Raw genomic sequence first — 13,734 nt, 5'->3', positions numbered from 1 at the left:
GAAGCAGTTGCTTCAGGGGGACCCTACTCCGCGAACAAGCCCGCCAGATCCTCCGCCGTCAAGGCGCCACCGGTCAGCGCATCGCCTTCCATGACGTCCGCGAACAGCTGGGACTTCCTGGTCTTGAGTGCCATGACCTTTTCCTCGATGGTGTCCTTGGCGACCAATCGGTAGACCATCACGTTCCTCGCCTGCCCGATCCTGTGGGTGCGGTCCACGGCCTGCGCTTCGGACGCAGGGTTCCACCATGGGTCCAGCAGGAACACGTAGTCGGCTTCGGTCAGGTTCAGGCCGAAGCCTCCGGCCTTCAAGGAAATGAGGAAGACGGGCGCTGCGCCGTTCTTGAATTCGCTCACGACGTCGGCCCGGTTCCGGGTGCTGCCGTCGAGGTAGCAGTACTCGATGTCCTCCGCGTCGAGCCGCTCCCGGACCTTGCCAAGGAACCCCGTGAACTGGCTGAAGATGAGGGCCCTGTGCCCCTCGGCAACGATGTCCTCCAGCTGTTCGAACAGCACATCCAGCTTGGACGAGCGCACCGCGGACAAGGACTCGTCCACGAGGGAGACGTCCAGGCTCAGCTGCCGCAGCAGGGTGAGCGACTGGAAAATGGTGAAGCGGTTCTTATTGACATCGTCGATGAGCCCCAGGATCTTCTGCCGCTCGCGCTGCAGGTGCGTCTGGTACACCTTCTGGTGCCGCGGGTTCAGCACCACTTCCAGGACCTGCTCCTGCTTGGGCGGCAGGTCCTTGATGACTTGCTCTTTGGTGCGGCGCATCATGAGGGGACGTACCCGTCGTCGGAGCTTGGCGAGCTGGGCCTTGTCTCCGTTCTTTTCGACCGGCTTTTGGTAGTACTCCGCGAAACGGCGCGGGCTGGAGAACAGCCCGGGAGCGACGATCGAAGTCAGAGCCCAGAACTCCATGAGGTTGTTTTCCAGTGGCGTGCCGGTGATTGCCAGCTTGAAGGATGCCGGAAGTTTGCGGGCGCACTGGTACGCCTTGGACTGGTGGTTCTTGACGAACTGGGCTTCGTCGAGCATCAGCCCGGCCCATTCCTTGGCTGCGTAGGCCTCGTAGTCGATCCGGAACAGCGCGTACGAAGTGATGACGACGTCGGTTCCGGCCATGGATTCCTGCGGATCGGCGCCGCTCTTGGCGAAAGTCTCTCCGACGGTCTTTATGCTCAGGCCGGGCGCGAAACGCTGCACTTCCGCGGCCCAGTTGCCGACGACGCTGGTGGGCGCCACCACCAAGAAGGGGGCGGCACCGCCCGTGCCGCCGGCGTCGGATTCAGCCTGCTCCTTCGCCGCACACATCAAAGCAATCGCCTGCACTGTCTTGCCGAGGCCCATGTCGTCGGCCAGGACCCCGCCCAAGCTGTGACGGTACAGGAAACTCAGCCAGTTGAAGCCCTCCAGCTGATAGGGACGGAGCTCGGCGTCGAGCGAGCCCGGCAGCGGGAGCCCGGTCACGCCGTCGTCGAGCAGGCCGCCCACGGCCTCGCGCCATGCGGCCGCCTGCTCGTCGACGATCCCCAATTGCGCGAGCTCATCCCAGAGCCCGGCCTGGAAGCGGCTGATCTGCAGGGTACCGTGCCGGTCCGGGCTGTCCTGCAAGGACCGGGCCTCGTCGATCAGCGCGCGGAGTTGGTGCAGCTCGGGCAAGTCCAGTGAGAAGTAGGCGCCGCTCGGCAGCAGCATCCGGCTCTGGCCCGCCGCGAGGGCGGAAAACACCGCGGCGAAGGACACAGGTTCGCCCTCGAGCGTGATGACGATGCCGAGATCGAACCAGTCGCGGCTGTCGGTGGCCTTGGTCGAGATGGAGACGACGGGAGCCTCGGTGGCCTCGCGGTAGTCGGCGATCTCGCCGGAAGTGTCCACGACGACGTCGGGCAGCTCGCGCAGCCGGGGCAGCACCTCCTCGGTGAAGGCCAGGGTGTCCAGTCCGTCCAGCGCTACCGAGGCGGCCAGCCGTGGAGCCCCCCATCCGCCGCTCGACGACTCGCCCAGCGCCGCGACTACGTCCCAAAGCCGGCCCAGGGACTCAAGGATCCGGGCCTCCTCGGCGTCGTCGCGGTAGCCGTGGTCGTCCGGGTGCCGCCAGAGGGGCTGGGCAGTCACAAGCTTGCCGGCCTTGTAGTGCCACTCCCAGTGCAGCCGCACCCGGTGGTCAGCACCGTAGTTCGCCAGAAGGGACAGCGTAGGCACGGCGAGGACCGGCAACTCCACTGAATGGTCCGCTGCCGTGACCCGCGTGGATTGCTTGAGCTTCGGATAGAACGCCGTGAGGAATCGTTCCTCGTCCTTCGCCGGGATCTGGAGCCGGGATGCGCCCATGACGAAATCGAGGAGTTCCTGCGACTCACCACCCTCCAACGGAGCCAGCGTGATGAGGTTCTCGGGTGCCGATATGCCGGGCAAGTGCTCCTCGCCCGGACCCGTGAAGAACAAGCCATGTGCCGGGCGGCCGATCAAGCCCAAGGTCGCCGGATCAAGGGCGTCCGCGCCCAAGGTCACCGACGGCGCGAGCTGCAGTCCGTCGTCGGGCCGGCTAAGGTCAAGCCCGACGACGGCGGGCTCCGCAGCAATGCGGACCGGCTCGGTCCCGCCGGAGTGGATGAGCGAAACCCCTATCTTGTCGGCTTCGACCAGGAGGCTCCATAAGTTCTTGCCGGCGAATTCGTTGAGCAGCATCCACATGCTCGAAGTGAGCTGCCGGTAGTCCGCAGTGGAATGCGCGGCCAGGAAGTTCTGCATCCAGTCGATATGGGCTTCGTTGAACTCGCGCTTGTAGCCGAGGTAATTCAGGTTGGTCCAGGAAACATCGCCCCGGATCCACTTGCCCTTGGCGCCCATCATCACCGGGCGGGCCTTGAGCTGGCGCACGCTGCGGAGCGGATCGCGCCGGCCTGTGTAGGAGAAGTGCGGGGCCGGCTCTTCAACCTCGAACGCCAGTGCCAAGGGGAGGCCCTGGCCTTGCGGGGTGGTGCCCGGAGTGGCGATGAGCTTGCTAAGTGCCTGCTCCCATGCCGGCCGTTGCACGATGCCCCCTGTTTGGGCCGTCTGCCCGAACGCCGGCGCGCTGAGCAACTGTGCCCGCACGGCGGGATGGTCTTCGGCGGCGAAGAGAAGCGCCGCCACGTGTTTGCAGTCCTTCCGGACCGGGCAGCTGCACACGCCCACGGTGCAGCTCCAGCCGCCCGGTTTGCGGACCAGCTTGGCCGACGTCGAATACGGTGACGGGCCGCTGCCCCTGACCTTGCCCATCATCAGGCCCGTGGCGGAGTCGAAGGTGATGCCGCTGACCCGGCTGCCCATGGCATAGGCGAGGCCGGCCGCCAGGGAGCGGTCGTTAATGGCGGGTGTCTGAATCGCCAGTTCCCAGGAGTCGTCTGAGTGGGAAGGCATTTCGTTGGGGCTACTTTCGGCAGGAGGCTATCTATGAATCCTAGGGCCCAGGGAGCAGCCCTGAAACTTTGCCGGACGTTCACCTCTGCCTAGCTTGCCCGACAACCGCCCCCGCGTACGTTGAAAGGGTCCGGAGCAGCACAAGCTTCCTAGCAGTGAGGAAATCCCATGACCAGCAATGAGAACCCCGTCGTTCTGACGAAGGACAGCATCGAGGCCGACAGCGCCGACGTTGTGGACGCGAACGTCACCGTGGTCAACGAGATGTACGAGGAGCTCCTCAACCATGAGGAAATCGCTACCAATGCTCTGCGCAGCTACTTTGTGGACTACTACCTGACGCAAGCACTCGCGGGCGGTTTCGCACAGTACGTGTTCACGGTCCCGGAACGCGAAGAGGTGGATGCGTTTGTCCGCGAAGGCCTCGAAGGAATGGGCGCCAAAGGCCACCTTGAGCTGTTCAACCGCACCGCCGCAGCTTTCGACGCGCTGTCCGAAGAAGACGCCGAGGCCTACCTGGACGGCGATCTTGACGAGTCCGAAGTGGCACCGGAAGCCGTTGCCGAACTCGAGGCCCTCGACGGCGAATTCGAATCCCTCCTGGAGACCGAAGACATCATCGAACTCAACGCAGCGTGGCTCCGCAGCCAGGACGGCGTGCTCTACCTGGACGAGGAGCAGCTGAAGACTCACATCGCCGAGCGCGTAGCCCTCGTCCCGAACCTCGAAGAGCGCCAGGCCGAGGCAGCCGAAGCGGAACTTGAGAACGCCCCTGAATTCGAGCTCATCATCCGCGAACTGTGCGACGTTGCCGGCTACCAGCTGGAGAAGATCACCATGGGCGATCCCAACTACGAGCACGACGGCGAGACGATCCTCGCCTGGCACTTCACCACGGACCACGGCAACTACATCATGATCGAAGAGGACGACGAAGCCTTCATGATCCACCCGGAGACGAAGGAAATCATCGCCGCCGTGGAGTTCGAGGACGCTGAAGAGTTCGAAGACGCCTAAAACGCCCGCTCACCTATGAGGCTTCTGACGCGGACGCCCGCTCACCTTTAAGGCCTCCAGGGCAAACGCTCGCTCAGATCCGCCGGCCGGCCCGGCGAGATCTGAGCGAGCGTTTGCCTTTTGGGGTGCAAAAGTGAGCGAGGGTTTTAGTAGCCCATGCTGCTCCCGCTTGGGGTGCTGCTCTCGCTCGGGGTGCTGCTGCTCGGGGTCAGCATCGAACCGGACGGGCTGACCAAGGACCAGACACCGCCCACGCCTTGGCCGTAGGTGTCACTGGAGTCTTCGTCCTTGGAGTAGAAGTAGATGGGCATGCCGTTGATGGTGATCTGCATCTTGCCGTCTGCTGTGGGGATGGTGCCGATGGTTCCGGCCACCCCGTCAACCGCCGGCGTGGCCGACGTCGTTGTCACGGCAGGCCAGTTGGTCGCGCAGCCGCCGGTGCAGGCGCTCTTGCCGGAACCCTTGACGTCCTTCGCGAAGATGTAGACGCTCTTGCCGTTCGCCGCAACCACTCGCTCGCCGACGCTCGACGACGCCGTCTTCAGTTCCGCCGCGCCAGCAGGAGTGCTCGACGCCGGAGCGCTTGAACTCGCCGACGCCGCGGAGCCGGGGCTGGTGGCGCTCGAGGACGCGGAAGACGGGCCGGGGCTTCCTCCACAGCCAGTGAGCGCGATGGCCAGAGCAAGAATGCCGAGCCCGGTGCCGAGTTGCTTCTTCATGGTTTACTCCTTCGCTTGGACCGGCCGCGGACGTGCCGGAAGCTAACCCGTACGACGCTGCCGGGTGAAGAATGGTTCAGGGGGCGTGAACCTTTTTCCTGGCGGGCACGTCGTATCGCAGGAGAAGGGGAAGCCGAGCACCAAGGAGGCGCCGATGCCGCTCGACGAGGATGTGGTGGCCGCGATCTACCGCGACCACGGCACAGCCCTGCGCCGCTTCGTACTGAGCTGCACGCCGGACGCGCACTTGGCTGAGGACGTGGTGCAGGAAACCATCCTTCGCGTGTGGCAGCACGCCCCGCAGATCACTGGCAGCCTGCGCAGCTACTTGTTTCGCACTGCCCGTAACGTCATCATCGACAACTACCGCAAGGCCCAGCGGCGCCCGGCAGAGGCTGCCGAACGCGACATGGCGGACCCGGAGGAGGCCACCGAGCGGGTGGACGAGCTCCTCAACCGGGTCCTCATGGAGGAGGCGCTCCTGCGGCTCAGCACCGAACACCGGGAGGTCCTGGTAGCCCTGCATTACGAACGTTTCACGGTAAACGAGGCCGCGCTGAGGCTCAACATCCCCAGCGGCACGGTGAAATCCCGGGCCTTCTACGCCGTCAGGGCGCTTCGCACGATTCTCGATGAAATGGGGGTGCAGCGGTGAACGAAACCGGACTTCACCAATTGCTGGGCGCCTACTTGCTCGGCGGCCTCGAACCTGCCGAGGCCCGGGTTTTCGAGGAGCACTTGGCAAGCTGTGCTGATTGCCGGCTCCAGCTGGGGGAGCTGGAGAGCCTCCCGGCCCTCCTCGACGCCGTCCCCGTGCCCGACGCCGTCGCGCTTGCCGTCGGACGCCCTGCCGTCGTGCCCTCCGCCGCAGTTCCGCCCGCTACTTCCGACGCTCGCTCACTAATGGGGGCTTTTTCGGAAAGGCTCCCGCAGCCGATTCTCTTGAAAATGGCAGCACGGCGACGGAAATCCCGACGCCGGTGGGCGGCCCTGGTGGGTGCCGTAGCCGCCGCTTGCCTTGGGTTGGGCATACTGGCGGGGCCGGTGTTGAACCAGCCACCCAAGCCTGACGCTAGCTACTCTGTGCAGACGGACAATGGCCTGCAGCTCACTGTGGGGCTCGTCAGGAAGGCGTGGGGGACCGAACTGCAACTGGAAGGCCGCAGCATGCCGCCGCAAGGCACTATGTACCTGTGGGTCAAGGGCCGCGACGGCACGGAGGAAATGGCTTGCGGTTGGACCGCGACCTCCAGCGGCCACATCAAGGTCACGGGCGCGACGCCGGTCCAGCTCGCCGGGATTTCGGGTGTGGAACTGCGCGATGACAACCAGAAGATGGTCGCCGTGATTTCGGTTCCGGGGAGCTAGGGGTTCCCGGGACCTAGGCGGTTTGTGCGCGACTAGGCGGACGCTGGTCCGCTGGCCGCAGGATCGGGCAAATCGCCCCGTACCCAGGTGGGCATGTCCAGTCGGTTGAAACTGTAGAGGTGAATTCCCGAGACACCATCCGGGTGCGCAGTGAGTTCGGAAACCAGGCCTTGCGGTGAGTACTTGTCCCCGCCGAGAAGCTTGCGGGCGAGGGGTCCTTTGTTGCTGAGGAACTTCAGGGATGTCCCGACGCCGATCTGGGTTGCCAGGGCCAGCAGCTTGATTCGGGGAACTGCCCCGGCAATCCCAGCCCACACGGGAAGCTCAACGCCTTCCCGGCGCAGGAGCGCTGCGTAGTCGAGGATCGTCGGCGCGGAGAAGCACATCTGCGTGACAACATGCGTCGCCAGGTGTTGTTTCGCCAGCAGGGCATCCAGCAAATCCAGCCCGCTCACGGAAGGATGCCCCTCGGGGTAACCGGCGATGCCCGCTGTGATGGAGCCGCCGGTGTACTCGGCGATGTCCGCCAAGAGGGAAAGGCTCGATCGGTAGGGGCCGGCACCAAGAGGTCCGTCTCCGCCGATGGCGAAGACCTCCGTGATCCCGGCGGCCCCGCAGTCCCGGAGGATGCCGGAAAGCTGCGCCCTGTCCTCCAGCCCGCGCGCCGAGAGGTGCGGAACCACGTTGTAGCCGAGGAGGCCGAGCTTCACGGAGACCTCCATGGTCCGCGCGATGCCGTGATGGGGCAGGCAGGTAACGGTGAGCGTAGTGGAAAGCGGCACAGCGGCCTGGACTTTCTCAACGATTCCGTCCGAGGGAATGATTTCAATCCGGGTGGGGAACATGCTGGCTCCTTGCCGATCAGGCCGTCGCGTGGTGTGCGAGGAGGGTGCGGGCTTCCTGGCGGGTGGTGCCGGAGTCCTGGATGCCTTCGGCGATGTGGGCAATGTGCTTCAAGTGGGCGGGGATTTCGCGGCCTTTCTTGCGCATCGCGGTGGCCCAGAGGCGTCCGGCGCGGTAGGAGGAGCGGACCAGGGGGCCGGACATGACGCCGAGGAAGCCGATTTCCTCGGCTTCGGTGGCGAGGTCGACGAATTCCTGGGGTTTGACCCAGCGGTCCACGGGCAGGTGCCGTTCGGAGGGGCGCAGGTACTGGGTGATGGTGATCAGGTCGCAGCCCGCGGCGTGCAGGTCGGCCAGGGCTTCGGAGATCTCTTCGCGGGTTTCGCCCATGCCCAGGATCAGGTTGGATTTGGTGACCATGCCGGCGGCCCGGCCCTGGGTGATGACGTCCAGGGAGCGGTCGTAGCGGAACGCGGGGCGGATGCGTTTGAAGATCCGGGGCACGGTTTCGACGTTGTGCGCGAAGACCTCGGGGGCGGAGTCGCAGATCGCTTGGATGTGTTCGGGTTTGCCGGAGAAGTCGGGGATGAGCAGTTCGACGCCGGTGCCGGGGTTCAGTTCGTGGATCTTGCGGACGGTTTCGGCGTAGAGCCAGACGCCTTCGTCTTCCAGGTCATCGCGGGCGACGCCGGTGACGGTGGCGTAGCGCAGGGCCATGGCCTGGACGGAGCGGGCGACCTTGGTGGGTTCGAACATGTCCACGGGGGAGGGTTTGCCGGTGTCGATCTGGCAGAAGTCGCAGCGGCGGGTGCATTCGGAGCCGCCGATCAGGAAGGTCGCTTCCTTGTCTTCCCAGCACTCGAAGATGTTCGGGCAGCCGGCTTCCTCGCAGACGGTGTGCAGTCCTTCTTTTTTCACGAGGTTCTTCAGGCCCACGAATTCAGGGCCCATCTGGACCTTGGCCTTGATCCACTCGGGCTTGCGTTCGACCGGGACGGCTTTGTTGCGCTGTTCAACGCGCAGCAGCTTACGGCCTTCAGGTGCCAGGGTCATGAGGAACTCCATAATTCAGGTGGCGCGGACGCACCACGATGATTCGGTTCCTCCCCGCTCTGTATTGGACCTGAGAGTTTCCGCGTCCCGCCTCGCGGCTGGACGCTTGCACCGTCGGTGAGTCCGGTTGCCCGGGCTGCTTTCCAGAGTTGCCTTGCCGCGGCGGTACATGGGCCTGAGAGATTCCTGGGGAGGATTTGCTCCTACGGCGCCTGCTGAAACGTACCGGCAGGGCTCTCCCGCCGCAGATCATAAGCACGTGCCGCCTTTCGGTGACACGTCTCACATGGTAGCCGGTGCCCGTGCGGCACGCAAAGAACCCGTGCGCGATCGTGCAGCTAAATCCTGCGGTAACTAAGATCGAAGATCATGCGCCCGGCCTCATGGGCCTTGTTTTCGAAGCTGGTGCGGATTCGACCATCGAAGCGCGGAGCCCATCCGCCCACGTGGTCCACACCCTCATTGGGGCCGGTGTGCTCGGTGCTGACCGGTGCGCGGCCTTCCTTGACGGGTGCCCCGCCCACCATCGATTCGACTCCCGATTCCCACACTTGGGTGAGGGGGCTCTCTGCGCCGGTCCGCTCGCCGTCGTGGACGTTCTCAAACTCGGTTGACCCGGCAAGGACCTCGCGGACGTGGATGGCGTAGTTGGACCAATCTGTGGCGATCCGCCACAGGCCACCCTTCTCGAGGGACCGCGCAGCAAGTTCGGCGAACGCGGGCTGGATAAGGCGGCGTTTGTGGTGCCGAGATTTGTGCCAGGGGTCGGGGAAGAAGACCCAGAGCTCGCTCACTGAACCCGCAGGCAGCATGGTGGCCAGGACCTCCGGGGCGTTGGCTTCCACGACGCGGACGTTGCTGAGGCCGCGACTGTTGATCTTGATCATCGTGTTGGCCAGGCCCGGGGTGTAGACCTCCACGGCGAGGAAGTCCTTGTCCGGGTTCTCTTCGGCCGCGTGGCATACGGCGTCGCCGAGTCCCGAACCGATTTCAACAATCAGCGGTGCCTTGCGGCCGAACTCCGCTTCGGCGTCGAACACGTAGTCCGGGTGCACGGACGTGTTGGCGACATGCCGCGGAACCTGGATGGCCCAGCGGTCCGAGTGCTCTTCCCACGCCGCTTGGCGCCGACCCTGAAGCCGCGTCCCGCGGCGCACGAAACTGACCGGCCGGCCGCCATAGGTGCCGAAGGAGGCCTGGCTGCCTGGGGTCACGGGGCGCGAAGACTGCGGTGATTCAGGGGATTCTGGGGTTTCACTCATCTCCTCCAGAATACCGTTGCACGGTCAAAGCCCCGCCGCGGAACCTGCGTACGCTCCCGTCACGAGGCGCCCGCGCACGGGGGTGACTGCCAGAATGGGTTGGTGACCCCCGCTTCAAGCGCCCCAAAGAACACCAAGCCGCACCCCGGCGTCCCCGAGATCCTCGTCGACGCCGAGATCGACGAGCTTCCCGCCCCCGAGCCCACGCAGATCAAGACGCGCGGAGGACTCGTCTTCCTGGGGATCTGCCTGGTGCTCATCGGCCTGAACCTGCGGACGGTTTTTTCGAGTTTTTCGGCAGTTCTTCCGGAAGTCACCGCCGACGCCGGGCTGCCGGGCTGGGCGGTGGTGGTCCTCACCACTGTGCCCGTGACCTTGTTGGGTGTGTTCGCGCCGCTGGCGCCGATCCTGGCCCGCCGATTCGGTGCCGAGAGAGTATTGCTCGGCGCGATGGCAGTGCTGACAGCGGGGCTGCTGCTCCGTCCGGTGGACCTCGCCGGCGCCGGGCACTTACCGGCCCTCCTTGCCGGTACCGCGGCGTGCGGCGCCGCGATCGCGCTATGCAACGTGCTGCTGCCCGGCGTGGTCAAGCGTGACTTCCCGCATCGCCTCGGGCTCATGGGCGGGCTATATACGACGGCGATTTGCGCGTCTGCCGCGCTTGGCGCCGGTTTCACCTATCCCGTCTTTACCGCGGCCGGGCACTGGACTTCGGCGCTGTGGTTCTGGGCGCTGCCCGCCGCCGTCGTACTCTTGCTTTTCCTACCGCTCGCGATCCGCCAGCATCCCGTCCGGCACAACGCGGCCGACGGCGGTACGAACGTCTGGCGTTCCGCCGTCGCCTGGCAAGTCACCATCTTCATGGTGTTGCAAGCGATGATGTCCTTCAGCGTGTTCGCCTGGTTGGCGCCGATCCTGCGTGATCGCGGGATCGACGGCGGGACAGCCGGCTTGATCGTGTCCGTGTCGATTGTGCTGCAGATGCTTGGTTCGTTCATCGCTCCTGGGCTCGCGGCACGTTTCAAAGACCAGCGCGCCGTCAACACCGTGGTGGCGCTCATGACCGGCGGCGGCTTCGCCTTGAGTATTTTCGGCCCCACGGACCTGATTTGGGCGTGGACCGGGCTGTTGGGACTGGGGCAAGGGAGCCTCACCGCCGTGGCGTTGACCATGATCATGCTGCGCACCCGCGATTCCCACACCGCGGCGCACCTTTCCGGCATGATGCAGGGGGTCGGCTATGGCTTGGGCTCCACGGGAACCCTGATGGTCGGCCAATTGCACCAAGCGACCGGTGGCTTCGCGGCTGCCGGCATCCTGTTCCTCGTCGTCGGATCTCTGGCGGCCTTCTTCGGCTTCCGCGCCGGCCGGAACCGCTACGTCGGCTAGCCCAACGGGGAGGTTAGTGAGTCAGGTCCTTGCCCTTGGTTTCCGGGATCATGAAGGCGAACGCGATTCCGATGGCCAACAGGATCACTGCGTAGACGTTGAACATGTTGGCTTGGCCGATGCTGCCGAGCCAGGTCTGAAGGTACGGGGCCGTGCCGCCGAAGACCGCAACGCAGATGGAATACGGGACGCCGACACCCACGGTGCGGATCTTGGTCGGGAACAGCTCGGCGTACACGGCCGGGACAATCGAGGCGCTGCCGGCAATGAAAAACAACATCACGGACATCGAAACAGCCAGCTGCCAGGGGGAATCCTTCAGGAGCCACGTCATAGGGAAGTGCAGCAATGCGGCGCCGGCAGAGCTCACGATCAGCACCGGCTTGCGGCCGATGCGGTCGGACAGCTTGCCCCAGAACGGGAGCGACGCAATGAAAGCGATGTTGCCGATGACGCCGGCCCATAGGGCTGCTCCACGGTCCATCTTGAGTGTGCTGGCCGCGTAACTCGGCGCCACGACGCCCCAGATGTAGTAGACAACGGTGAGGCCAACGGTCAGCCCGATAACCTGCAGGGCCTGCTTGCGGTATTTGACGATCTGCGGCCACATGGGCTCGCGCTTTTCCTTGGGCACCTCGGCTTCGAATGCCTCGGTCTCCTTCATCTTGGCCCGCATGACCAATGCGTAGATGCCCAGGGCACCGCCCACCAGGAACGGCACGCGCCAGCCCCAGGCGTTCATGTCGGCCTTGCTCAGCACACCGGTCAGGATGGCGCCCAGCAGGGTTCCGGCCAGGATGCCGGCGGTGCCGGAGGTGTAGATGAGCGTTGCCCAGAAGCCGCGCTTTTCCTTGGGTGCCATTTCGGACAGGTACGTTTGCGACGACGGCAGCTCGCCACCGTGGGCGAGGCCTTGGATGAGGCGGGCCACCAGGAGCATCACGGAGGCAAAAGCCCCCACAGCCTGGAATGTCGGGGCGATACCGATCAGCAGGCTACCGACAGCCGCGAGGCCGACCGCGAACGTCATGGATGTCTTGCGGCCGATCCTGTCGCCGATCCAGCCGAAGACGAAGCCGCCGAACGGCCGGGCCACGAATCCGACGGCGAAGATCGCCAAGGTGGAGAGGACCGCGGAGGTGGGGTCTGCACTGCTGAAGAGCGCGCTGGCGATGAAAGGCGAGAACGTGGCGTAGATGGCCCAGTCGTACCATTCGACGGCGTTGCCGATGCCGGTGCCGATGAGGGTTCGCAGATGGGATTTGTGAACCTGGGCTGTGGCTGAAGTGCCAACGGTGGCGGTCATGTCTTGCTCCAAGGTTTGGGTGGTGGTTAGTTGCCGGCGGCGAGGGTGGCGATGCGGGAGACCGCGAGCTCCGCGTAGAGCGCCGCACCGTCGGACAGGACGCCGTCGTCGAACGTGGCGTACGGGGAGTGGTTGAACGCTGAGGTGGTGTGGTCCACGCCCCGCGGTACGGCGCTGAGGCCCACGAAGGTTCCGGGAACTTCGGCCAGGACCCGGGAGAAATCCTCCGAGCCACTGATGGGCGTAGCCCAGCGGGAGAGGCGGGAATCGCCGAACATAGCGGAGATGACGTTCTCGGCGGTGTGGGTCTCGTCCTCGTCAGTGACGGTCATGGGGTATTCGCCGCGGTAGTCGACGTCCACCTCCAGGCCGTGTGCGGAGGCGATGCCCTTGAGGAGCTGCGGGATGGCGGTCATCATCCGCTCGCGGGAGGCTTCCGAGAAAGTACGGATGGTGGCTTCGAATCGGGCAGATTCGGGGATGACGTTGCGCTTGGTGCCGGCCTGCAGCACGCCCACGGTCAGGACTACGGGATCGAACATGTTGAACTGCCGCGTGATCATGACCTGCAGCGCAGTCACCATTTCTGCGGCTGCCGTGACGGGATCCTTGGCCGAATGGGGCGCCGAACCGTGCCCACCGGCACCCAGGATGGTGACGAAAAGCCCGTCAGAGGCGCTCATCATCACTCCAGGCTTGGTGCAGAACTGGCCATACGGTTCCAGGGAGGAGAAGACATGCATGCCGTAGGCGGCGTCAACACGGCGGCCTGCGGCGTCCAGGACGCCTTCGCGGATCATATGGCCCGCGCCGTCGAATCCTTCTTCGCCCGGCTGGAACATCAGCACGACGTCGCCCGCTAGCTGATCGCGTCGCTCGGCCAGCAGGGTTGCAGCTCCGGCGAGCATGGACGTGTGGAGGTCGTGGCCGCAGGCGTGCATGGCGCCGTCAATCTTCGAGGAGAACTCGACGCCGGTGCGCTCCTGGACGGGGAGGCCGTCCATGTCAGCGCGGAGCAACACAGCCGGCCTCCGGGCTGGTTTCGCGGCAAGCGCACCGGGCGCGCCGCCGCGCAAGACCGCGGTGACCGACGTCGTACTCTCGCCAAGGGTGATTTCGTACGGGAGTCCGTCGAGCGCCTTGAGCACCTTTTCCTGGGTGCGCGGGAGGTCCAGGCCGATTTCCGGTTCCTGGTGGAGCTCGTGGCGGAACCGGGCGATTTCTCCCTGCAGCTCTTTGGCGTCTGAGGCGATCGACATCTGTTCTCCTGTTTCCTGAACGATTGGTAGGTATCCATAGCCATTGTGGAGTGATTAGCCTCACAATCTTCCAAAGCCCTGAAAAAATTCAGGATTATGCCAGAATTAACA

The 13,734-nt window shown here is 64.9% G+C and carries 11 protein-coding genes and 2 riboswitches; of the genes, 4 read left to right on the top strand and 7 right to left on the bottom strand.

The annotated features are described in order from the left end of the window. Positions 1-23: 23 nt before the first annotated feature. Positions 24-3,407, bottom strand: a complete 3,384-nt coding sequence (locus ABEA18_RS06250) for a DEAD/DEAH box helicase (RefSeq protein ID WP_345448432.1) — start codon at positions 3,405-3,407, stop codon at positions 24-26. A gap of 168 nt (positions 3,408-3,575) precedes the next feature. Here ABEA18_RS06250 and ABEA18_RS06245 point away from each other — a divergent pair, with 168 nt between their 5' ends. Next, positions 3,576-4,424, top strand: a complete 849-nt coding sequence (locus ABEA18_RS06245; protein ID WP_345448431.1) for a DMP19 family protein — start codon at positions 3,576-3,578, stop codon at positions 4,422-4,424. A 146-nt stretch (positions 4,425-4,570) separates the two neighbouring features. On the opposite strand, the gene ABEA18_RS06240 is transcribed toward ABEA18_RS06245, so the two are convergent. Beyond that, a complete protein-coding gene (locus ABEA18_RS06240; RefSeq protein ID WP_345448430.1) occupies positions 4,571-5,143 on the bottom strand; it encodes a COG4315 family predicted lipoprotein in 573 nt (190 codons plus the stop codon). A 154-nt stretch (positions 5,144-5,297) separates the two neighbouring features. Here ABEA18_RS06240 and ABEA18_RS06235 point away from each other — a divergent pair, with 154 nt between their 5' ends. Then, complete coding sequence (locus tag ABEA18_RS06235) at positions 5,298-5,798, top strand: sigma-70 family RNA polymerase sigma factor (protein ID WP_059389901.1); 501 nt, start codon at positions 5,298-5,300, stop codon at positions 5,796-5,798. Continuing rightward, positions 5,795-6,511 (top strand): anti-sigma factor family protein, encoded by a 717-nt coding sequence (locus ABEA18_RS06230; protein WP_345448429.1) that lies wholly within the window; start codon positions 5,795-5,797, stop codon positions 6,509-6,511. Before ABEA18_RS06235 ends, ABEA18_RS06230 begins: the two co-directional genes overlap by 4 nt. A 32-nt stretch (positions 6,512-6,543) precedes the next feature. Here ABEA18_RS06230 and ABEA18_RS06225 read toward each other — a convergent pair whose 3' ends face one another. The 3 genes from ABEA18_RS06225 to trmB form a co-directional block, all read right to left on the bottom strand. Beyond that, entirely contained in the window at positions 6,544-7,356 is an 813-nt protein-coding gene (locus ABEA18_RS06225) for a methylenetetrahydrofolate reductase (protein ID WP_345448428.1), read from the bottom strand. A gap of 16 nt (positions 7,357-7,372) precedes the next feature. Continuing rightward, positions 7,373-8,407 carry a lipoyl synthase gene (gene lipA, locus ABEA18_RS06220; RefSeq protein WP_345448427.1) on the bottom strand — a complete coding sequence of 345 codons (1,035 nt, stop codon included), beginning with the start codon at positions 8,405-8,407 and terminating at the stop codon, positions 7,373-7,375. A 49-nt stretch (positions 8,408-8,456) separates the two neighbouring features. Beyond that, positions 8,457-8,559, bottom strand: a riboswitch (glycine riboswitch). A 1-nt stretch (position 8,560) separates the two neighbouring features. Then, positions 8,561-8,659: riboswitch (glycine riboswitch) on the bottom strand. 86 nt (positions 8,660-8,745) lie between these two features. Then, positions 8,746-9,669 carry a tRNA (guanosine(46)-N7)-methyltransferase TrmB gene (gene trmB / locus ABEA18_RS06215; protein ID WP_345448426.1) on the bottom strand — a complete coding sequence of 308 codons (924 nt, stop codon included), beginning with the start codon at positions 9,667-9,669 and terminating at the stop codon, positions 8,746-8,748. A 102-nt stretch (positions 9,670-9,771) separates the two neighbouring features. Between trmB and ABEA18_RS06210 the strand changes: the two genes are divergently transcribed. Continuing rightward, positions 9,772-11,058 (top strand): MFS transporter, encoded by a 1,287-nt coding sequence (locus ABEA18_RS06210; protein ID WP_345448425.1) that lies wholly within the window; start codon positions 9,772-9,774, stop codon positions 11,056-11,058. Between the two features lie 13 nt (positions 11,059-11,071). Here ABEA18_RS06210 and ABEA18_RS06205 read toward each other — a convergent pair whose 3' ends face one another. Together ABEA18_RS06205 and ABEA18_RS06200 are read right to left on the bottom strand one after the other, a co-directional pair. Beyond that, positions 11,072-12,364, bottom strand: a complete 1,293-nt coding sequence (locus tag ABEA18_RS06205) for an MFS transporter (RefSeq protein WP_345448424.1) — start codon at positions 12,362-12,364, stop codon at positions 11,072-11,074. A 26-nt stretch (positions 12,365-12,390) separates the two neighbouring features. Beyond that, positions 12,391-13,623 carry a M20 metallopeptidase family protein gene (locus ABEA18_RS06200; protein ID WP_345448423.1) on the bottom strand — a complete coding sequence of 411 codons (1,233 nt, stop codon included), beginning with the start codon at positions 13,621-13,623 and terminating at the stop codon, positions 12,391-12,393. Between the last annotated feature and the right edge of the window lie 111 nt (positions 13,624-13,734).

It is taken from the genome of Arthrobacter gyeryongensis (genome assembly GCF_039543785.1).
Taxonomy (GTDB): Bacteria; Actinomycetota; Actinomycetes; order Actinomycetales; family Micrococcaceae; genus Arthrobacter; species Arthrobacter gyeryongensis.
This window is presented reverse-complemented; position numbering and strand designations above follow the sequence as displayed.